At 63.8% G+C, this 20454-nt stretch carries 15 protein-coding genes, 1 pseudogene and 3 CRISPR repeat arrays; of the genes and pseudogenes, 9 read left to right on the top strand and 7 right to left on the bottom strand.

Annotated elements, in window-relative coordinates; genetic code table 11:
* Positions 1-59: 59 nt before the first annotated feature.
* The 3 genes from ACIP5Y_RS12710 to ACIP5Y_RS12700 are packed head-to-tail and all read right to left on the bottom strand — an operon-like array spanning position 60 to position 3267.
* Positions 60-611, bottom strand: coding sequence for a DUF3558 family protein (locus ACIP5Y_RS12710; RefSeq protein WP_400349914.1), 552 nt, complete (start codon positions 609-611; stop codon positions 60-62).
* A complete protein-coding gene (locus tag ACIP5Y_RS12705; protein WP_400349913.1) occupies positions 608-3046 on the bottom strand; it encodes a WXG100 family type VII secretion target in 2439 nt (812 codons plus the stop codon). Before ACIP5Y_RS12705 ends, ACIP5Y_RS12710 begins: the two co-directional genes overlap by 4 nt.
* Positions 3046-3267, bottom strand: a complete 222-nt coding sequence (locus tag ACIP5Y_RS12700) for a hypothetical protein (protein WP_400349912.1) — start codon at positions 3265-3267, stop codon at positions 3046-3048. The genes ACIP5Y_RS12705 and ACIP5Y_RS12700 overlap by 1 nt, the downstream gene beginning before the upstream one ends.
* Positions 3268-3500: 233 nt before the next feature.
* On the opposite strand from ACIP5Y_RS12700, the gene ACIP5Y_RS12695 reads away from it, so the two are divergent.
* The 7 genes from ACIP5Y_RS12695 to cas6e all read left to right on the top strand — a co-directional run bounded on the left by ACIP5Y_RS12695 (position 3501) and on the right by cas6e (position 12658).
* Positions 3501-3932, top strand: coding sequence for a YbaB/EbfC family nucleoid-associated protein (locus ACIP5Y_RS12695; RefSeq protein WP_400349911.1), 432 nt, complete (start codon positions 3501-3503; stop codon positions 3930-3932).
* A 108-nt stretch (positions 3933-4040) separates the two neighbouring features.
* A CRISPR array of direct repeats spans positions 4041-4374; the repeat unit is 29 nt; unit sequence GTGCTCCCCGCACGCGCGGGGATGAGCCC.
* Positions 4375-5260: 886 nt separating this feature from the next.
* Positions 5261-7897 (top strand): CRISPR-associated helicase Cas3', encoded by a 2637-nt coding sequence (gene cas3, locus ACIP5Y_RS12690; protein ID WP_400349910.1) that lies wholly within the window; start codon positions 5261-5263, stop codon positions 7895-7897.
* Entirely contained in the window at positions 7887-9425 is a 1539-nt protein-coding gene (casA, locus tag ACIP5Y_RS12685; RefSeq protein ID WP_400349909.1) for a type I-E CRISPR-associated protein Cse1/CasA, read from the top strand. Before cas3 ends, casA begins: the two co-directional genes overlap by 11 nt.
* A complete protein-coding gene (casB, locus tag ACIP5Y_RS12680) occupies positions 9425-9922 on the top strand; it encodes a type I-E CRISPR-associated protein Cse2/CasB (protein WP_400349908.1) in 498 nt (165 codons plus the stop codon). The genes casA and casB overlap by 1 nt, the downstream gene beginning before the upstream one ends.
* 89 nt (positions 9923-10011) lie before the next feature.
* A complete protein-coding gene (gene cas7e / locus ACIP5Y_RS12675; protein ID WP_400349907.1) occupies positions 10012-11181 on the top strand; it encodes a type I-E CRISPR-associated protein Cas7/Cse4/CasC in 1170 nt (389 codons plus the stop codon).
* Complete coding sequence (gene cas5e, locus ACIP5Y_RS12670; RefSeq protein WP_400349906.1) at positions 11178-11933, top strand: type I-E CRISPR-associated protein Cas5/CasD; 756 nt, start codon at positions 11178-11180, stop codon at positions 11931-11933. The genes cas7e and cas5e overlap by 4 nt, the downstream gene beginning before the upstream one ends.
* A 56-nt stretch (positions 11934-11989) precedes the next feature.
* Complete coding sequence (gene cas6e / locus ACIP5Y_RS12665; RefSeq protein WP_400349905.1) at positions 11990-12658, top strand: type I-E CRISPR-associated protein Cas6/Cse3/CasE; 669 nt, start codon at positions 11990-11992, stop codon at positions 12656-12658.
* A gap of 209 nt (positions 12659-12867) precedes the next feature.
* Positions 12868-13383: a CRISPR direct-repeat array (repeat unit 27 nt; unit sequence GCTCCCCGCACGCGCGGGGATGAGCCC).
* A gap of 86 nt (positions 13384-13469) precedes the next feature.
* Here the strand turns inward: cas6e and ACIP5Y_RS12660 are convergent.
* Positions 13470-14381: pseudogene (locus tag ACIP5Y_RS12660) on the bottom strand (transposase).
* 172 nt (positions 14382-14553) lie between these two features.
* On the opposite strand from ACIP5Y_RS12660, the gene cas1e reads away from it, so the two are divergent.
* The gene (gene cas1e, locus ACIP5Y_RS12655) at positions 14554-15387 is read left to right on the top strand and encodes a type I-E CRISPR-associated endonuclease Cas1e (RefSeq protein ID WP_400349904.1); all 834 of its coding nucleotides are present in this window, start codon (positions 14554-14556) and stop codon (positions 15385-15387) included.
* Positions 15381-15758 carry a type I-E CRISPR-associated endoribonuclease Cas2e gene (gene cas2e, locus ACIP5Y_RS12650; protein ID WP_400349903.1) on the top strand — a complete coding sequence of 126 codons (378 nt, stop codon included), beginning with the start codon at positions 15381-15383 and terminating at the stop codon, positions 15756-15758. The genes cas1e and cas2e overlap by 7 nt, the downstream gene beginning before the upstream one ends.
* Before the next feature lie 44 nt (positions 15759-15802).
* Positions 15803-16503: a CRISPR direct-repeat array (repeat unit 29 nt; unit sequence GTGCTCCCCGCACGCGCGGGGATGAGCCC).
* Between the two features lie 581 nt (positions 16504-17084).
* On the opposite strand, the gene ACIP5Y_RS12645 is transcribed toward cas2e, so the two are convergent.
* The 3 genes from ACIP5Y_RS12645 to ACIP5Y_RS12635 all read right to left on the bottom strand — a co-directional run bounded on the left by ACIP5Y_RS12645 (position 17085) and on the right by ACIP5Y_RS12635 (position 20442).
* Positions 17085-17828 (bottom strand): hypothetical protein, encoded by a 744-nt coding sequence (locus ACIP5Y_RS12645; RefSeq protein ID WP_400349902.1) that lies wholly within the window; start codon positions 17826-17828, stop codon positions 17085-17087.
* Positions 17829-18607: 779 nt separating this feature from the next.
* Complete coding sequence (locus ACIP5Y_RS12640) at positions 18608-19465, bottom strand: GntR family transcriptional regulator (RefSeq protein ID WP_400349901.1); 858 nt, start codon at positions 19463-19465, stop codon at positions 18608-18610.
* A gap of 23 nt (positions 19466-19488) precedes the next feature.
* Positions 19489-20442, bottom strand: a complete 954-nt coding sequence (locus ACIP5Y_RS12635; protein ID WP_400349900.1) for an SDR family NAD(P)-dependent oxidoreductase — start codon at positions 20440-20442, stop codon at positions 19489-19491.
* Between the last annotated feature and the right edge of the window lie 12 nt (positions 20443-20454).

Genomic DNA, 20454 nt, shown 5'->3' with positions numbered 1-20454 from the left:
CGCGAGAGATCTCACGAAACAGCTTAGGACTCGGTGACTGGGCCCCGATAGGTGCGAGGTTACTGGAGTTGCGGTAGCACAACGAGTTTGGTGGCGAGGTCGATCGCGAGGTCACAGGACTTGTTGGGGAAGTTCCCGTCGAGCAGAAGACGGTAATCACTCATTGGTGTCAGCAGCATGCACTCTCCGGGCGAGCTCTGGATAGTCGCCAAGGTCGCGTCGTGGCTGGCGACCTTCACCTGCTGGAATGATCTGGACTGCGCCAGGACAGAGTGCAGGTAGTCACCGGTTATGTTGGTGGCCTGCAGATAGAACTCCACATCCGGATTGGATTGATACCTCACCAAGCAGCCGGAGAACTGCAGGTTCGGTTCACTGAATGGACCGATGTAGTGGTTCGGTATGCGCACCTCGAGTCCCAAGGCAGACAACTGGTCCTGCGGAACCGCAGTGCAGGGGTCGAACCTGAGCGGTTGGTGGCTCAGGCTTGCGGACAAGGGTTCAGCAGGGCCGGTGGTGGTGGTTGTCTTGCTGCATGAGGTGAGCGCGGCGACAAGAAGTACCGGCAGCAGGATGAGCCATGTGAGGGTATGGGTGCGGTGTTGGGTCATTTCGATGATGCCTGGACCTTAGAGCCTCCATCGACGAAGGCGTTGATTTTGTCAGGGCTATCAGCGAGCAGGTCGGTGACGAGTTCGTTGTAGCCGGTGCCGTATCGCGTGCGATAGTCGTCGATCTGGTCCTTGCTTTGGTTTCCTCCATTCGAGTTGGCGTCTTCGATGTGGTGGTCGAAGTCGAAATCGCCTGTGGCATGGACGTCGCTGGGGCCAGGGAACTGGACGACGACGGGGTTGGGTTTGGGATTCCAGGCTTCGATCTGGGAGTCCCATTGTTGGTCTCGCATGGTGCTGACGACCCCGTGGACGATATCGCCGCCGGGCAGTTTGTCGACTGCCTCTTTGGTGACCGTCTGAAACACGGATTTGGCGATGTCGGCGGCCTTCGACTTCGTGTCTTGCACTTCCTGCTGGTGCGTCAGTCCGTTCATCGTGTCGTGCGCGTCTTGGTAGGTGGCAGCGTTGAGGATCGCAGTGTCGATCCTGGCGTCCACACCGGCGAGGGCGCGAGTCGTGTCTACCTTACTGGGGTCCTGACCATGCACGATCTGGTCGATCACAGCGTGGTCGTAGACCTGCCGGGAAGTCTCCAGGTAGATCTTCCCTTGATCAGATTGAGCGCTCAGGAACAACAGCCGTTCGGCGTCTCGGGTGGCCAGGTGCGCGACACCGTTGTCGATGCCGCTGGAGTTCGGGTTGTAGCCAACGAACGAGTCGATATTCGGTGCAAGGACTTTCGCCAGCCCTGTCGCCAGCTCGGGATTCTTGATGAATGCGTCGGTGTTGAGTTTGAACACTGTGTCGTCACCCTGGCTGAGTAGCTTGCCGGTGCTGTCGTGCGGTGCGAACACGTCGGGCAGCTTGGTGTAGGCGTTACGAGCCAGATCACCGGTGGGGCCTTGGTCGTGAGTGTGCTCGCCGATCCAATCCACCAGTCCCGCAGCAGATTTGCCCTTGTCGTCCCAGGTGTGCTGGAACGTGTCTGCGGCGAATTTCGACGGGTCGTAGTCGCCGCTCGGCTTGTAGTCGCTACCGAGGGCCCCGAAGGACAGGTCTGACGGGAGTTTGGTGCCGGTGTGGACATCCAAGCCTGTCAGCAACTGGTACGCGGACTGGTGGTTGCTGGCACCGATGTTCACATACTGGCTGGCGGCGTTCTCGAGGGCCTTGCTCGGGCTGAAGAACCCGTCGGGGGTGATGGGTTTCCAGTTCTGGTTGATCCACTTGCCGACATCATTGTTGGCATCCTTGCCGTCGATGTAAGCGGCGAGGCTGGCACCTTGGCGCCCGAGCTCGGTGCCGAAGGTGGTGCCCGGTTGCATGCCCTTGTCGGCATGGGATAGCAAGTCGGCGAATTTCACTTCGTCGGTGAGGTGGTTCTGGAACGCATTCGGCCCGTCCGGTGCGACCGAGCCCAAGTTGGCATCCTCCAGCCGACCGGATACGAGTTTGCGGATATCGGAAGGGAGTTGGGTGTAGTCGCCCGGAGACTTCAGCTTTCCATCACCGTCGAAGCCGGTGCCGATCTTTTCGTTGGACAGCATCAGGATGCTGTCGGAGATGGTGGTCTGGTCCTTGGCGGCGATGGGGGCGTTGGGGTTTCCGGGCTGGTTTTGGCTGTTGAGGTAGTCGTCGAGGGAGATCAGCCCGTCTTTGCCTAGGTTGTTGTAGAACTTCTTGTAGTAGTCCTGCACATCGGCAGGGACGACCACATCACGACCGTCATCGAGATCTTGAATATCGGCCTGCGACAACACGTTCGGAGGCATGTGGGAGAGAATCTCGTCGACCTTGGCGTTGTCGTGGTTCTTCAGCGCGTTGGCCAGATCGGTGCCGTCCTGGTCACCGGCGTGGTCGACCGCGCTCTTCGGATCCGGGGGTGCCACCTGGGTGGTGGCCAGATTGGCGAAGGCGTTGTTGACTGCGGTCATCGCCTCGTCGTCGGCGGTACCGCAATCGACGAGCGCGCCCTGAATCGCCTTCTGATACTCCTCTGCTCGGTGATCCAGGCCAGCCTGCAGTTTGGCCGCGGAGTCCTTATCGGTAAACCTGAGCAACATGAGCATGTCGGTGCTGACCTTCACCTCGCCGGTGTCGCTGACGGTGAAGTGCGCGCTTTCGGCGGTGGTGACCTGGTTCAGCAGCGTTGTCTTGGCGGCCTGGATCGCGATGGCGCCGTTACGCGCGGCGGTGACGCCGTTTTCGAGTGCTGTCTTGACTGTGGTTGCGTCGCCGTGGATTTCGTCGTGACGGTCACGCATCGAGTCGCCGGCCGTCCCGATCCAATAGTGGTAGGAACCATCGACCGACCGCGCTGCAGCGTCCAGTGTGTCGCCGAGGGTCTGTGCTTTCTGGTCCCATTCACCGGCTTGGGTATTGAGAACTTCCGGATCCCACGCCTTCACCTGAGGGATGGTCGGTGTGCCCATCAGATCGAGTCCCCCAAAGTGGTGAACTTGTCGACCGACACGGTCTCGGTCTCGACGTACTCGCCGGCACCGTTGTGGGTATGGGTGTGCAGATTGCCGTAGTGGCCGGAAATGGCGGTCAACGCCGCACCCGCGGTGGATGCTGCAGCCGCGCACGCACCTCCTACCGAGGTGTCGGTCAAGCCCGTGGAGATCTGTTCTGCAGAGTCGTGGCCACTCATCCCCCCGACTGTTCGTGACGCATCCTTGAACCCGGATGCCAACGAGCGCACACGTTCTGGATCAACCTCTACACGCCCACCCATACCCGATGGTCCCCTTTCGCTGGCGACGCGTGATAGACGCCTGCGATGATACAAACTAGTTTTGGGTACTTTACAACCCAATCCAGCCCAGACCCGGACCCTTACAAGGGCCGTGGCACCTGAGCCGAGCGAGCAAGGGGCCACTCACCATGGCTGATCAGGGTTATCCGCGCACCAGGTCATTGTTGGACTCGGTCGCAGACGACACCGAACGGCTGCAGGCGGCGATCGCAACGCGTACCGTCGCTGCCAGTTCGGCGGATGGGAGTGTCACCGTCGAGGTGAGCGCCGACGGGACAGTACACAACTGGCGGATCGCGGGCGCGGATGAACACACGAACCGGATCGTGGCCAATGTCCTCGACCTGATCGGACAAGCGCACACCGCCGCGAAGCACGCCATCCGCGCCGAACTCGACGCGATCGCCGATCGCGAGGACGTGCGAGCCGTTCACGACGTTGCGCGGGATGCTCTCGCGCGCACCACCACCGCACCACCGCAATCGCTGACCACTGGTGACGATTCATGGGATGACGACTTCAGACACTATGGCAGCAGATCTCCCATCGCCGCCGACTGATGTCCATTGATCTACGGATGTGACCGGCGCGGTCGGTATGAGGTACGGACGAGAATAAAAGTGAATGAAAATTGGCCGTCGGTGTTTCTAAGATGCTGGTCAGGAAGTGTGCTCCCCGCACGCGCGGGGATGAGCCCGCGATATCTGGGTGGAACCGGCCTCGGGGATGGTGCTCCCCGCACGCGCGGGGATGAGCCCGGCCAACCGGTTTCGCGGGAAGACATGATCCGGTGCTCCCCGCACGCGCGGGGATGAGCCCGACTGCAAGCCGCCCAAGATCACTGACGCGTGGTGCTCCCCGCATGCGCGGGGATGAGCCCCCGCCCCGGACCCGTTGGCCGCCCACACCACAGTGCTCCCCGCACGCGCGGGGATGAGCCCACCTCCACCGTGAGCGAAGCATTGAGGTTGACGTGCTCCCCGCACGCGCGGGGATGAGCCCATGCCGGTCATGGCCAGATTCGACGGGAGCGAAACCGCGAAAGCCGCAGGTCGGCGGGATAACAGGGGCAGACAGCGGGGGCGGACAGTAAACTCCCCCGTGCCGTCCGCCCCCTCGATCGCGGGGATGTCTCCCTTCTGCGCCCTTCGAAGCGCGTGGCAACAACGGCAGCGCGACGGAGGCGAGCGCTCTAATGAAAGCGATGGATCCTCGTGCAGAGCGCAGACAGTCCCGCACTAAAACACCGCGTAAAACGAAGGCGTGCTCCTCGTACATGCGTGCTCACGCGGGATCGTGTCTGTCAGCCACACGGGCTCATCCCCGCACGCGCGGGGAGCACAACACCCGCTATGGGGCCGCGGCGCGGTCGCCGGGCTCATCCCCGCAGGCGCGGGGAGCACGGGCAAATCACCGGGAGGCCGCCGTCGCCCATGGGCTCATCCCCGCACGCGCAGGGAGCACCAGGCAGCCACAGGGCGAGCCGGTGACGGCAGGGCTCATCCCCGCACGCGGGGAGCACTCGGCCGGCTCACCCAACGGCTGCATGGCGGCAAGTCCGATCCTCGCATGCGTGGCGATCAGGCTTGCCTCGCGGTTGCCGAAACGCTTCCGGCGAAGGTCTTCTGGAGTTTTCAAGCTTCCTGACATCAGGGAATGTTGGTCGCATGGGCAAGGTAGCAGCTTGTGGTGTGGCCGATCCCCGCTGGCGTGTTCGGACCTCATCGGTTCCACGCCCGTGCGGGGCGTAGTGGTTGTGGGTGGTTCCAGCAAAGTCGAAATCGGTTCATCCCGGCGACGCAGGGATATGGCCAGATCATAGAACCGGCGATCTGGCCGCGGCGTGGTAACGAAGCTGGTGCGGCGGTATGTTTCGGAGAGTTCGTGCATGCCAGAGCATTTCAACTTTAGTCTGGTGCTCGTGCGTGAGCCGTGGGGGAAGTGGTGGGGCCTACCGGAGCCGTATGCGCTGAAGTGGCATCTGATGGATACCGCTGCTGCTGCGTATGTGTTGTGGGAGATGCACCTACCGGAAGGGCTGCGAGGGTGGATCGGTGGGCAGCTTGGACTTCCTGGCGATGAAACCCGTTGGTTTGTAGCATTTCTGGCCGGGTTGCACGATGTCGGGAAGGCTTGTCCGTGTTTTCAGGATCAGACGCCGGCCCGGGGAACGGTCGGATGGATTCATCACGCGAACGTGACGTATTTGACCTTGTCGCAGTTGTTGAGGGGGCCGGGGCGTGAGTATGAGCCGTTCGCGCGTTCGAGTCCCTACCGGATGGCTGAGCTTCTTGGTGGTCATCATGGCTTCTTTCAGGAGACGGACCGCCGACTCGGCCGGTCGGGTACCCCGCGCTTTGAGGATCGTCTCGGGGGCGCACCCTGGCAGGATGAACGCCGCCGACAGGTAGAGATGCTCCGGATGTTGTTGGGCCAGCCGAGAATCCCCGACGAGATCCCCGGTCCGGTTGCGGCTGTGTTGGCCGGGCTCGTGATTCTCGCGGACTGGACTGCGAGCGATACGAAATGGATTGAGACCTCGCAAATGAAAGCGAGTACGGATCCGAGGATCAGGTGGTCTCAGACAGTGTCATCGATCCGAAATCGCCTGTCCGGTTTGGGTGTATCCGTCCCGGTCCTCGCTGAGACTGTGAGTACGGAGCGCCTGATCGGGCATCCGCCCAATCCGCTTCAGGCCTCCATCGAAGAGGATTTTCATCCGGCCGGGCCGGGGCTGCTGGTGATCACGTCGAGCACGGCCTCGGGTAAGACGGAGGCGGCTTTCCTTGCGGTGCACAGGCTGGGGGCGGTCACGGGGCGTCCTGGCATGGTGATGTCCTTGCCGACGCAGGCGACGACTAATGCGATGTGGATTCGTGGTACCGGGTTCGCTGGTCAGGTGGCTGCATCGGATCGGCCTGTGACACTGGCGCATACGATGAGTGCGTTCTTTGAACCTTATCGGGTCTACTGCGCCGACGACCCTGTCATGGACTGGCTCAACGGTCGACACAAGCCGCTGTTGGCCGGAATGTCGGTGGTGACGATCGATCAGATCCTCATCGCGGCGCTGCCTATCACGTTCAACATGCTGCGCCTGTGGGCGATCCTCGGAAAGACCCTGGTAGTCGACGAGGTTCATGCAGCCGATCCCTACATGCTCGCCCTGCTGGCGCGATTGCTGAGCTGGTGCGGGCACTTCGGTATTTCGGTTGTCCTGCTGTCGGCGACGTTGCCGCGACATATCAGTCGGGAGTTGACCATCGCATACCTGAGCGGAGTGGGGGATACGGGGCCGAGTTCCGCTGATCTCGCCATCGAAACGCCGTCGTATCCGGGTTGGCTGTTCACTGCGGCCGATGGTGGCGTGCATCGGCCCACACAGGGATCGTTGCAGGCCATGCGGGAGTACGGGAAGCGTAGTGCCCGAGTCAAATACCTCCGGTATGAGCGCGGGACACGTTTGGCCAGAATAGCCCGGTATGTGAACTCGGCTGTTGCAGAAGGTGGCTGTGTGGCGGTGGTGTGCTCCACGGTGGCCTCCGCACAGAACACCTACGCCACAATGGCCGCGGCATTGCGACGACTACCGCCCTCACCGGATGCGGTGCAGACCTGGTTACTGCACGCGCGGCTTCCCTATCACCGGCGGCTCGGGATCGAAAACGAGATCATCACCCGGTTCGGTAACAACCCGACCGATGATCTGCCGCGGCCACGCACAGGGATCGTGGTCACGACCTCGATCCTCGAACAATCCCTCGACGTCGACTTCGACCTGGTGATCAGCGATCTGGTGCCCATCGCGCAATTGATCCAACGCCTGGGGCGAGCGTGGCGGCACCACCGCGACAACCGGCCCGGCTGGATCCCGGAACCGGCTCTCGTCGTGCTGGATCCACTGCTCGAACGCTTCCCTGCGGAGTGGACCAGCATCTATTCCGAGTATGAGCTGGCGGCAACACGCCGGCTGTTGGAAGGCCATGATGGGACGCTCGTCGTCCCCGATGATGTCGACGACCTGGTCCAGGCTGTCCACGACCAAGGGCTGCCGACGATCGACGATGCGGTGGCGTGGTTGTGGGCTGATCGTCGTGCGACGAAGATTCGGGACGGAGCCTCGGCTCGCAACCGGGCGATCCCGGTGCCGCACATGCTCGGTTGGCTGCGCGAGCTCAGCGACCCGAACATCACCGACAAGGACGCGACGGCTCGCCTCGGAGTCGACAATCTATGGCTGATTCCGCAGTACATCGGCCCGGATGGCCGCACGTGGCTCGATCCCGAACGTACCCAACCATTTCCGATCGGCAGGCCGGTACACACCGAGATCATGGCCATGATGAACGCCTCGGTCCGATGCCCTGCAGCGTGGACCCAGGGATGGGAAAATCCGCTTGCCGAGCAATGGAAACGCACACCTCTCGGCCGCGACGCACTGTCTTTTCCTGCTCCTGCATATGGGGGACTACGGCTCGATCCTGTACTCGGCCTCGTGAAAGAAGGCTTGCACGATGACCTTTGACCTTCGCGTCGAGCCGGCGATTCCAGTGTTTGTCCCAGGCAACGGCCCTGGACGTGGAGCGGATATCAAGACGATCGGCTTTCGTGAGTTGTTCGTCTCCGCACACGAATACCGCGATCTAGCGATCGCGATCCCGCCGACTGCCGCGGGCATGCTCCGCGTGCTGTATACGATCGCTGCGCGCATCACCGGAATAGACAAGGCGCACAGCAGAACCGAGTTCGAGGCCCTCCGCTTGGCCGTGGCCAAGGAAGGGATGTTCGCGCCCACGAACGTGGACGAGTACTTCTGGCGCACCGATCTCGATAACCGCTGGAATCTCTTCGATTCCGCGTGGCCATGGTTGCAAGATCCCCGGCTAGCCGAGCAAGCAGATCGCAAATCGGTCAACGCGCTCGACCCCACCAGGCCGGGGGACAACTCGCCGATCTGGTGGCAGCACACCTGGAAAGACAATGCCCCGCCTTTGTCACCACAGGAAGCGATGTACTGGTTGCTCGCACATCACTGGTACGGCTCGGGCGGTTCCGGCGGTACCCGCCGGGTCTGCGGAAAAGGCGACCAATACATGTCCGCGGGCCCGCTGCGCGGCGCGCTGAGCTTCTACCCGCTGGGCGACAACCTCTTCCAGACGCTCATCGCTGGCGTTCCATCCCCAGCGACAGCACATCGTACCGGCCCGGATGCTGCTCCCTGGGAGGCCGGCGACCACCTCGACCCGCTGTCTCAACCCGACGAAGCAACCTGGCCCGCCGGACTGCTGACCGGTCAGTCGCGCCACGCCATGCTCCTAGTTCCCGACCTCACCGGCTCCAGGGTCGAAGGTTGCTATCTGACCTGGGCGCTGAAGCGAAAACACCCTCCACTCAAGGATCCCTACACCATCCAGGACAGGCGAAAAGACTTGTGGCAGCCTCGATCAGCCGATGCGAGCCGCGCAGTCTGGCGCGACGTGGACGCGCTGCTCGCCGATGAAGCAGATCACCGGCGACCGCAAGTCTGGACCGATACCCAGACTCTGCCGGACAGCTGGCAGAGCACCCTTCGACTTCGCGTGCACGGATGGGATCAAGACCGACAATCCGTCGATCGGATGATGTTCACCGCCACCACACCAGAGCTGCTGCAATGGTCCTACGAGAACGACCCCGAAGCAGCCGACGGCGCCGCCGGCCTGCACACCGCGGCCGAAGATATCCACGGGGTGATGTGCTCAGCGCTGCGCACGGCCTACCGCAAACTGGGTACCGGATCAGCCGGTAAGCCCGGCAAGGAAGTGCCATGGGTGGCACCAGCCGAGACCTACTACTGGTCGGCAGCGGAAACCTTGTTTTGGCAGCGGCTCGAACAACGACAGTTCGACCAATCGTATCGAGACTATCTACCGCTCGCACTCGAGGCCGTCGACGCTGTCACACGACACGTCGCTCACCATCCGCCGGTGGCTCGTGAGGTCGCGGAAGCTGTCCGGTTTCTCCGTCGATTCGTCGCGAAGAAGAATCCCCGAGTCAAGAAAGAAGAAGACTGATGCCCACCGAAACCGAGGTTCGGTTCGTGGATTACATTCTGGATCTCGTACAGGACACCGGAATTCGTGTAGCGCTTCGATCCGGGCTGGGCCGCTCGGTGGACCAATCCATGCGAATGCACGCCTACCTATCGAGATGGACCGACAGCGGAAAACCTCACCAAGAAGCGGTGCGCTACACCGTCGCGGCCTTGATCGCTCACAATCCCGTAGGAGCGAATCCAGAGAAATCGCCGGGCAATGTCGGCGCGAGCATCGCCCAGTACCGCACGCTTGCCCCGGCAACCCGCGAATCGTCGGTCCATCTGCTGGCTCGCCAACCAGCGAACCAACTCTGTCGGATGCTCACCCGCATCGTCGTTCCCCTGCGCTCCGACAGCGTAGCCGTCGACTTCGCGGCTCTGGTTCACGACGCATCCGCGTGGCCCTGGCAGCACACCACCATCGCCCGCCACTGGCTACAGGCGTACTACCGAGCCGACGCCATCGAATCGTAAAGCAACACAGCGTCATCGCATCGGTGACGCGGCTCGCCCGGCGAGTCGAACTTGATCGAACCATTCCCAGTACCAGAGGAAGGATTCGCGTGTTTCTCGATATCCATGCTTTGCACACCTTGCCCTATTCGAACGTGAACAGAGACGGCCTCGGAAGTCCGAAGAGCTGCATTTACGGTGGCGTTCAACGAATCCGGGTCTCCAGCCAAAGCTGGAAGCGCGCGGCGCGCCTGCAGGTGGAAAGCCAGATCGGTTCGCCGACACTACGAACTCGGCAGATCGCCGCGACGGTGGCCAAGCAGCTCGTCGAACAAGAAAACTGGGGAACCGACGACGCGCGTCGGGCCGGTCGCGCCATTGTCCAGGCGTATGGCCTTACACCCGAAGACGCCGACGACATCACCAAAGTTCTTCTGTGGCTGCCGTATACGGTGTTGGACGAACTCGCGACACTTGCCATCGAACACCGTGACCTGATCCGCACTTTGTCGCTTCCTGAACTGGACGAGAAGGGCAAGTCGAAACGGCTGTCCAAAGATGAGAAGGACAAGCGAGACGAGGCCGCACGAGCCGCAGTCGCCTTGCTCAAGGAACCGGTGACCAGGATCCTCAACGAGAGAAACGCGACTATCGCACTGCTCGGCCGAATGCTGGCCGACACTCCTGACCACACCGTCGACGGCGCGACCGAAGTGGCGCACGCTTTCACCGTCCACGAGGCAGCGCCCGATTTCGACTACTTCACCGCCGTCGACGATCTCGCGCCCAACTCCGGTGCCGGGCACCTCGCGACCGCAGAGTTCGCGACCGGCACCTTCTACCGCTACTCCACCATCAACGTCACTCAATTCGATGAGCAACTGGCCGACCACGAGACCGCGCGGCAGGTCATAGCGGCCTGGGTGCGAACGTTCCTGACAGTGGTGCCGTCGGGGAAGAAGAACTCCACCGCGGCCAACACCGCCCCCGACCTCGTGTACATCGCGGTCCGCAACTCGCCTTTGTCGTTGGCTGCCGGATTCGAAAAGCCCATCTCGACAAGTGGATTCGGCTACCTCGATCGCGCTGTGGACGTGTTGAACGACTACACCACCCGCCTGCACCGATTCCTCGGCGACGACGGCCTGTGGTCGGGCTACGCCGGGACCATCGACACAAAGCTGCCGGCGTTGGGTGACCCGCACGAATCCCTCGACAAGCTGGTCCAGCATTCCTGCGACGCTGTCTTCGGCACACTGCCGGTAGAGGCCAGCTCATGAGCGGATTGCTCCTGCATCTGTCGGGCCCTTTGCAGTCATGGGGAACCCGCTCAGATTGGAACGTCCGGGATACCTTGTCCTACCCGAGTCGCTCCGGCCTGGTCGGCATGCTCGCGGCCGCCCTGGGACATAAGCGTCATGAGCCCCTCACGCGGTATGCCGCACTGGAGTTCGCCATCAGAATCGACCGACCCGGCCAGATCATCGTCGATTTCCAGACTGTCGGTGGAGGCCGTCCGCGTGAGGAGAGCCCGCTACTTGCCAACGGGCAACATCGCCCGGCGGGCAAAGGAACCATCGTTTCCGAGCGCTACTACCTTTCCGACGCGGCATTCACGGTCGCAGTCATGCACGACTCCGAGGAACTGATCGATGAGCTCGAGACAGCGTTGAGTGCACCGAAATACGGTGTGCACCTTGGCCGGCGATCGTGCCCACCGGCAGCGCCGCTTGTTGTCGGCCGCTCTGACGACCCAGTCGCCGAACTGCTGTACCGCGTCCCCATCGCCAGAGAAAAGCCCCACGGTGACGACCACGTGGCCGTCGAACTAGTGGCCGAGAGACCGCCCCCTGGCGGTGGCCCGTCCCGCTCCGAAACCGCGACCACTCGCCCGATCAGCTTCGCGGGACCGCGCGCCCATGAACCCCACACCACCTGGCGCACCACTCATTTGATACCAATCGAACTCTGCGGGGGTATCGGGTCGAGCTACGTCGACGCCCTGATCGACTACCGCTACTTAACATCGTGAGCACCCTGCCGACATGCTTACCTGCGAGGATGCGGCGCGCTGACTGGGAGACCTAGATGACTGTTTTCACAGAAACCGCGGCACTGACCAAGATCGTGGCCAACATGGCACAAACGCAAGTACGCCAGGATCTTCGAGACATCCAGCGAATGCACCACGTCCTCACCACCCTCGCCTGCCGACCCGATTTCGGCCCTTCGAGCCGTCTTGCGGCCGGGCTGCTCTACCGAGTCGAACACACCGCCAGGGGAGTTCAGATCCTGATGCAATCTATCACCCGGCCTGACCCGAAACGCCTATCGCCGGGCTATGACATCATCGGAACCACCGACCTGGCGCCACTGCTCAACCAATTGCAAATCGGAACAAGAGTGCGCTACCGCATCACCGCCAACCCGACCAAAAGCGTTGTCCAGGGCCCGAACAAGCGCGGCAAGGTCCAGCCTGTAACGGGAGACGAAGCAATCGAATGGTGGTCACGCAAGGCAAACCAATCCGGCCTCGAACTCGCCGACACCACCCTTACCGCAACCGACCGCCTCACTGGCAGTCGCGCGAAGGACGGCCACCGATCTCGGCTCACCATCGTGGCTGTCACGTTCGAAGGTACAGCCACTGTCGTCGACCCCTCGGAAGTATCTACAGCGCTACTGGCAGGCATAGGCCGCGGGAGAGCATACGGATGCGGAATGCTCTCGGTTGCACCCTTCCACAGAATCGAGTAACCCCTTAAGCATCGAGATGCACCCATTGTCAGCGCTGCCTGTAGGGGGTGTCGCGCCCGATGTCTACCAGAGGCGGCGATTTTCCCATTGTGCCGGTCACGTTTCGGATTTGACCCCGGTCCTGGTAGGACACTGAGGACAGCGGTTTGCGCTCCTTGACGGGTGGGGAGCTGGCCTCCCAATATGCACATTGAAAAATCAATAGTGGTGCTCCCCACGCGCGCGGGGATAAGCCCGCGGACATCCCGATTCGGTACCACGACGAGCAGCGCTCTCCGCACGCGCGGGGATGAGCCCCTCACCCGCGTGGACCGGCTCAGCCAGACCAAGTGCTCCCCGCACGCGCGGGGATGAGCCCTCCGGCAACACCGACGCGCTGCGTGAGGCGTCGTGCTCCCCGCACGCGCGGGGATGAGCCCGCCCACTGGCTCGCACACGAGATCGCCGAAGAGTGCTCCCCGCACGCGCGGGGATGAGCCCGCGACGAGAAGGTCACCGCCGCCGAGGAACTGGTGCTCCCCGCACGCGCGGGGATGAGCCCTCGGCGGGCGAAGTCTTCCGAACCGGAACTTCGTGCTCCCCCGCACGCGCGGGGATGAGCCCAGCTACACACCCACCCCCGGTATCCACTCGATGTGCTCCCCGCACGCGCGGGGATGAGCCCAAGCCGGAATCGTCGGGCCCAGTGAAGGATTCGCGCTCCCCGCACGCGCGGGAATGAGCCCACTCCAGCAGGGCGGCCGGAATTCTCCGGATACGGGCTTTCCTCGGCTCGGCGTGTGCCGGGGCGTGCCAGGTCGGTGGCCAGGTATCAGGTGGTCTCCTCCGGCAGGCGGGCCGGGGCGATGGTGACCACCACCAGCCGCGTCGACCCGTCGGGTCCCCACCAGCCTAGGTGGGCGTCGGCGGCCCACCAGGTTTCGGTGTGCCCGTCGCGGAAGACCCGCCGTACCAGGGTCCGGTCACCGGGCCGACGGGGACCATGCCAGGCCAGCTCCCGGGCTGCGGCGACCGGGGTGCGCGCGACCGGCCCGTAGGCCCAGGTCCTGTGCCGTCGTCGCAGTGCCATCACGAACGCGATCCCCGCGGCGCGGAAGTCGTCGATGTCGCCGTAAGCAGCGTCGGCCACGGCCGCCCGACACCTCACCGCGGCCGCCACCGCACGGCGGGGCAATTCGGCCGCGATCCTCGGTTTGATGCGAAAAGCGGGGTCGGTCTTGCCTTTCGGGAAATGATGCGCCGGGGTGTAGGGCCGGGCATTCAGCGGATAGTAGATCCGCTCGTCGGCCTACAGCGTGCTCACCGTGACGATACCGTTGTCGGTCTTGCCGATCCGGCCCAGCCATTGACGGCCCACGTGCGTGGTCGCGGTGCCGTCCTTGCGGTCGCCGGAGTCGACGACCAGCACACCCCCGGCATGCGGCGCGGTCACCGGATCGGTCAGCAGCAACGCCAGCCGCCGGTCATTGACCTTCTCCGGATCCCATCGAGACTCCGAGAGGAACCACTGCAACCGCTGCACCGCCGGATGCTGAGCCCCGACCACCGGCTCCGCCCCGGCCAAACAGGTCAGGGTCTTGTTGCGATCCCGCGCGGCCAGTAACCCGGTCAGATACCCACGGAACTCTCTGCGCTGGGCCAGCCTGGTGAACAGATCATCGAAACAGGCCGCGTACTCCTCCAGTGGACCCACCGCCTGCGGACACTCGCACCGCGCAGTCATCACACACCCCGACCACAACGAAAAACCTTGCCCGTCAACGACTACGCCCAACAGAGATCGAAGTCAACAAACTACCCGTAAGGACCGGCTCGATGGTGTCGCAGACAGGCTTGTTTTCAGCAGTGGTTTCAGACATTCGAGTTCTATTCTTCTTTCCTGAGCCGAGCTCGTAATGAGACCGCCCTATGTGTGGGTTATCCGCCGGGCGGCAACATTGGGTGCGCTGATTCTGGGGCCCGGCACACGCGTGACCCATCAAGCGATGATGCTGCTTGCCGAAAGCGGTTCCACCGCAGTATGGGTCGGCGAGCACGGCGTGCGTTACTACGCGCACGGACGGTCGCTGGCACGCAGCTCACGGCTGCTGGAGGCACAAGCGATCGCGTTCGCCAACCAATCCGCGCGACTGCGTGTCGCACGCGCAATGTACACGATGCGTTTTCCGGGCGACTCGATCGACAATCTCACAATGCAGCAGCTTCGCGGTCGAGAGGGCGCCCGAGTCCGCCGAATCTACCGCGAACACGCCGAAAGAACCGGGATCGACTGGGAGAAAAGGAAATTCGACCCTGACAACTTCGCCGGCGGCGACCCGGTGAACCAAGCCTTATCCGCGGCGACAACCTGCCTGTACGGCCTCGCGCACGCAGTGATCGTGGCGCTGGGAACAGCACCAGGACTCGGATTCGTGCACACCGGCCACGAACGCTCGTTCGTCTTCGACATCGCTGACCTCTACAAGGCAGAATTCGCGATCCCGATAGCCTTCGATATCGCCGCCGCCACCGACGTGGAAGACATCGGTGCCACGACCCGGCGCGCAGTCCGAGACGCAATCCACGCCGGCGGACTGCTCGGGCGCTGCTGCAAAGACATACACACACTGCTGCTACCGGATGAACCCGATGCCGGCGACAACTGGGACACCGACGTCGTCTACTTGTGGGACCGGCACGGCACCGTGGACGGCGGCACCTCCTACACCGACGAGGAAGTGCCGTGGTAGTGCTGGTACTCAGTGCCTGTCCCGCGGGCCTTCGCGGACACATGACCCGCTGGCTACTCGAGATCAGCCCAGGCGTCTTCGTCGGCGTGCTCCCCACACGCGTACGAGACCTGGCCTGGCAGCGGGTCGTGGAACTGTCGAAAGACGGCCGCGCCATCATGATCTACTCGACGCGATCAGAACAACGCCTCGCCTTCAAAGTGCATCGGCACGAATGGGAACCCGTCGACATCGACGGCATCCACCTGATGCACCGACCCCACACCAACAGCCCAGCAGCAGGCCGGCCGCGGGCCGGTTGGAGCAAGGCCAGCCGATACCGCAAGGCCGCAAAACAGAGCGCCAAGCGCGAGAATGACGAGCAAAAGTGAATGAAAAACACCCCTACACGTCATTCAAGCGCAGGTCAGGAAGTGTGCTCCCCGCACGCGCGGGGATGAGCCCCCACACGAGCCAGCCTTGCGCCTGGTCGGCGGGTGCTCCCCGCACGCGCGGGGATGAGCCGGTGACGCCGTTCATCATGTCGCCGTCCTTGGCGTGCTCCCCGCACGCGCGGGGATGAGCCCGTGCCGATCAGCTGTGTGAGGGCGCCGGAGGAGGTGCTCCCCGAACGCGCGGGGATGAGCCCTCAACGTCACCGACGCCAGCATCGCGGTCCGCGTGCTCCCCGCACGCGCGGGGATGAGCCCAAGGACACCGAACCCGACCTCACGCGAATACTGTGCTCCCCGCACGCGCGGGGATGAGCCCCGCAAGGCAGATGTCTGGGAACCGCTCGTGGCGTGCTCCTCGCATGCGCGGGGATGAGCCCCCGCCCGAGATCATCGAAATCGCCATCGTCCCGTGCTCCCCGCACGCGCGGGGATGAGCCCATGGCCGTCGAGCCGGTGGCCGATGCCGTGGAGTGCTCCCCGCACGCGCGGGGATGAGCCCTGTGGACCGGAGCGAAGTTCGAGCCTATCAAAGCGCTCCCCGCACGCGCGGGGATGAGCCCGCGGCCATGAGCTTGTACAGGACCAGGGCGACGTGCTCCCCGCACGCGCGGGGATGAGCCCAGATGGCCGCCGGCGAGTTCGGCGACTGCCAGGTGCTCCCCGCACGCGCGGGGATAAGCGCGCTAACTGCCAATATCCAGATGCCCGCGGGAGCAAGCCGGGATCAATCTTCAGCCAGGTGCTAGCCAGGGGTAGGACGGGACCCTGGCCACGAACCGGATTCCTAGGCAACGTGTCGGCAGGGTAGCGTCGAACGATGGGGTACTCGACCCCGGGTCGCCGCAGTCGGTGCATTCGGATGCAACGGCGACGCCGAAGAGAGGGTGCGCTTTTCATATGTGGTCGGACAGGCGTCCCGCCGGTGACGAAATCGCTGGTCGGACGGCCCGATTTGGCATCAGATTTGGCATCATGACAGCACGGAACCCACCGGTCAGGGTGGGATCAGGCGGACACCGTGAACGATTGAAATTCCGCTGACCTGGACGGACGGGACGTGGCGATACGTGATGATGCGTTCGGGACGGCGTCCCGTTGGCTCATAACCCAGAGGTCGCAGGTTCAAATCCTGTCCCCGCTACTAATGCGAAAGGCCCGGAACCACCAGGTTCCGGGCCTTTCGCATATCCAGCGAACTCTGTATCCAACACGACAAGTGGGGGTGGCCTGTAAGGGCCACCCCCACTTGACTGTTCGGGCTGTTTAGCCGGCCGGGGCGGGAGCCGGGGTGGTGGGGGCGGGCGGGGTGGCGAGGTCGCTGGCGAACTGGAAGAGGGCCGCGGCGACGACCGGGCCGCCGACGAAGATGGTGCCGGCCACGGCGCCGATGGCGCCCGCGGCAGCACCGGTGACCAAGCAGCCGCCGATGGCGCCCGGAACGGTCAGGGTGCCGATGGTGGCGACGGTGGCGCCGGCGCCGAGGATGGCGCCGCCCGCGATGCAGCCGATGGTCGCGCCGATCGCGGTGCCGACCAGGGTGCCGACCGCCACGCCGACGGAGACCGCGCTGGACAGGTTGCTCAGCGCCTGGTTGAAGTTCGGGTTCGCGGTGGCGTCGATGTCCTTGATGGTCGGCGTATCCGGAGTGATCGGCTGGCCGGCGGCTGGATCGACGTTCGGCGTCAAGGTGGCGGTATTACCGTCGATCTGCGCGGCGATCGGGTAGGTCTTGCCGTCGTTCTGGTAGCTCATCGGCAGGGTGGCGACGGTTGCGCCGGAGTTGTCGACGATCTGGAACTGGTTGTCCTTCACCGTCATCGAGCCGGCGTCGGTGGTCAGGACTACCGAGTGGTCGACGACGTTCGCCTGATAGTGGATGCCGGGAGCGATATCCGTGGTGACCGAGGGGTTGCCGGTGTCCGCGGAGGCGGTGTTCGCGGTGACAGCGGTGATCGACAGGGCCGCGATGGCAATGGTGGCGGTCGCGGCGATATTGCGGAACTTCATCTGGGATCTTTCTTCGGTACTTCGGAATTGCGGGCGAACTCAGGAATTGGCCGCAAACGGTCTGGTATTTGCCCGAAATACTCGCTCTGCGAGGGCTTTTCCAATGATGTTCGACGAATGTTCTTGTCGGGCGCTGCCAATCATGTGGGGATGATCCGGGGTTGTCAATCCGGGGTCGGAAAGAGTGACGTGCGCCGCAGTCGAGAGCGGATACACACTGCTGACCTGCGGATATCGGTGCGAAACATATCGGATATCAGCGCGAAACATAGTGCCCCGCAATGCTTCACGGGAAGCGGCAAAACGGACATGATTAAATGTTTGTTACGTCCACGGCAGGACTTATCCGCGAGCGCCTTGTAGTCTTCGGAGGAGCGTCGCGGCGAGTGTGGCCGCGAATGATCCGAATTCCTCGCACCTGTCCGATGAATGAGACTCGGCGAATTCGACTTCGTCTGCGGCGCGCCCCCTCATGCGCCGCAGACGATCCGGGCGCTGGTGGTTCCCTGCCGGTTGACCACCGACCGCAGGGAACCACCAGTGCACTCTCGCCGCTCCCTCAGTCAGCGGTGCCGAGCGAACGGCCGATCAGGACCCGCAGCACGCGCGAGAACAAAGGGCGGGCAAGGACGGTGAGCGGCGCGAGACGGACGCCGGGGAATCCGGCCGGCGCGATGGCGATGGTGTACGTGACCGCGCTGCGCGTCGTAGTCCTCCAAGGAGGCCTCGACGATTTCGGGATGGAAAACCATGGGGTGATGGGCCTTTCGGTACGGCGGTCAGCCGGGGGCGGCCGCCCGCGCGGTGATCAGCTCGCGGAAGGCCTGGATGACCTGGTTGTGGTATTCGCGGATCAGGACTTCGATCACCGAGAGGTCGGTCGCCTCGAAGCCGGCGTCCATGTCACGCATCTCCTGCACCTTGCGCGCGAGCACCAGATGGCCGGCCGGCTCCACCGGCGCGTAGAAGGCCTGGGCCGCTTCGGGAATGGAGAGCAGGATCTCGCCGACGGTATTGAACAGACTGAGCACGCCGGGCTTGCCGGCGGCCGCGAAGGTGCAGCGCAGCAGGTGCAGTTCCGCCGCCATGATCTCGTCGAGGGTCGACTTCTCGTCGGCGATCAGGAGTTCCAGCCGATCGGCGGCGTGCACGGCCTGGGTGATGTCATAGCGCCGGGGATCGGCGGCGAAGGTGCGCAGCGTCTCCATGAGAAGCATGTGGTCGATATCGATGATGTCGGCGAAGAGTTCGGCCGCCTGGTCGGGTACGCGGTGCGCGAAGCGGAACAGGTAACGCCAGGTGTCGATACCGCCGTACACCCGGATATCGCGGACCGTGTAGCCGAGGCCGCGGCGGGCTTCGGCGAAACCGAGCGCGGCCAGCCGCCCGAGCGCGCTGTTGGCGGTGGGCGTGCTGGCGGCGAATTCGGTGGCCAGCTGGCGAACCGAGGGCAGCAGCTCACCGGGCTGATAGCTGCCCGTCGCGATGCGGTAGGCCAGTTGTTCGGTGATCGCGTCCACGACCGTCGGCTTCGACACGGCACGATTGTCCCAGGCGCCGTTCCACATGCCGGTATCGCGACCGGTCGCCGCACGGACGCCGGCTACCGCCACGTCCGTCCGGCCGCAGCAGGTCATGGTGCGCTCCGTCGCTTTCGCGGTCAGCGGCGGACATCCGGGGTTTCGGCGGGATTGCCGACATCTTTGGGGTGTATGCGACCGACGAGAGCGGCGACCCGCTCGGTGCTGTCCGGCCGCGCCAGGAAGCCGCGGCCCACGCCTTCCAGTTCGGGTCCCATGGTCACCCGGGCGATGCCGCGCCACAGGCCCGGCGCGACCCGGCCGACGGCCTGAAAGGCATACGCCTCCGGACGGATCGGCCGAACGGGCAGGTTCCGGCTCATGGCATCGACGACGATCCGGCCCGCCTTGTCGGGATGCATGCCGAGTTGCGCCATGAGCCGCCGCGTCGCGACCTTAGCGAGTCCGGCCTGTGCGTCGTCGATGCTCGCGACGGTCGCGGTATCGGCCAGGTTGGTGGCGATCAGGCCGGGGCAGATGGTGGTGACGCCGATATCGCGCTGTGCGAGTTCGGCGCGGAGGCAGTCCCCGAAGTGCTTCACGGCGTACTTGCCGATGCTGTAACCGCTGGTGAAGCGGGCCGGTCCGAAGGCCGCCAGGGAGGCGACATTGGCGAGTTGCCCGCCGCGCCCTCGTTCCACCATCTGTGCGCCGAAGATCCTGCAGCCGTGGATCATCGCCATCATATTGATGTCGATGATGCGTTTGAAGTCCGCGTCCGGAGTGTCCAGGAACGGCCCGCCCACGAAGATGCCCGCATTGTTGAGCACCGCGTCGGGGACGCCGTGCTCGGTCTTGACGCGGGCGCCGAAATCCTCCAGCGCCGCGGTGTCGGAGACGTCGACGGTATAGGCGACGGCCTCGCCGCCTGCCGCCTCGATGATCGCGACGGTCTCGTCCGCGTGTGTCCGATTGATATCGGCGACAATGACTTTCGTGCCGATCGCGGCGAACGCCTTGGCGGTGCCGCGGCCGATGCCGCTGCCTGCGCCGGTGACGACGGCCAGGCTCGGATAGAAGGGTTTCTTCGACATGTGTGCTCCGTG

The sequence above is a fragment of the Nocardia sp. NPDC088792 genome, from assembly GCF_044750615.1.
Lineage (GTDB): Bacteria > Actinomycetota > Actinomycetes > Mycobacteriales > Mycobacteriaceae > Nocardia.
The sequence above is the reverse complement of the archived record's forward strand: the minus strand, read 5'-3'. Positions and strand labels throughout refer to the sequence as shown.

What these genes read in the sequence shown, in the direction of transcription:
- casA (WP_400349909.1), top strand. Translation starts at nt 7,887, where the DNA reads ATGACCTTTGACCTTCGCGTCGAGCCGGCGATTCCAGTGTTTGTCCCA.
- cas5e (WP_400349906.1), top strand. Translation starts at nt 11,178, where the DNA reads ATGAGCGGATTGCTCCTGCATCTGTCGGGCCCTTTGCAGTCATGGGGA.
- ACIP5Y_RS12640 (WP_400349901.1), bottom strand. Translation starts at nt 19,465, where the DNA reads ATGACCTGCTGCGGCCGGACGGACGTGGCGGTAGCCGGCGTCCGTGCG.
- ACIP5Y_RS12695 (WP_400349911.1), top strand. Translation starts at nt 3,501, where the DNA reads ATGGCTGATCAGGGTTATCCGCGCACCAGGTCATTGTTGGACTCGGTC.
- cas3 (WP_400349910.1), top strand. Translation starts at nt 5,261, where the DNA reads ATGCCAGAGCATTTCAACTTTAGTCTGGTGCTCGTGCGTGAGCCGTGG.
- ACIP5Y_RS12705 (WP_400349913.1), bottom strand. Translation starts at nt 3,046, where the DNA reads ATGGGCACACCGACCATCCCTCAGGTGAAGGCGTGGGATCCGGAAGTT.
- ACIP5Y_RS12700 (WP_400349912.1), bottom strand. Translation starts at nt 3,267, where the DNA reads ATGAGTGGCCACGACTCTGCAGAACAGATCTCCACGGGCTTGACCGAC.
- ACIP5Y_RS12710 (WP_400349914.1), bottom strand. Translation starts at nt 611, where the DNA reads ATGACCCAACACCGCACCCATACCCTCACATGGCTCATCCTGCTGCCG.
- ACIP5Y_RS12635 (WP_400349900.1), bottom strand. Translation starts at nt 20,442, where the DNA reads ATGTCGAAGAAACCCTTCTATCCGAGCCTGGCCGTCGTCACCGGCGCA.
- casB (WP_400349908.1), top strand. Translation starts at nt 9,425, where the DNA reads ATGCCCACCGAAACCGAGGTTCGGTTCGTGGATTACATTCTGGATCTC.
- cas1e (WP_400349904.1), top strand. Translation starts at nt 14,554, where the DNA reads ATGAGACCGCCCTATGTGTGGGTTATCCGCCGGGCGGCAACATTGGGT.
- cas6e (WP_400349905.1), top strand. Translation starts at nt 11,990, where the DNA reads ATGACTGTTTTCACAGAAACCGCGGCACTGACCAAGATCGTGGCCAAC.
- ACIP5Y_RS12645 (WP_400349902.1), bottom strand. Translation starts at nt 17,828, where the DNA reads ATGAAGTTCCGCAATATCGCCGCGACCGCCACCATTGCCATCGCGGCC.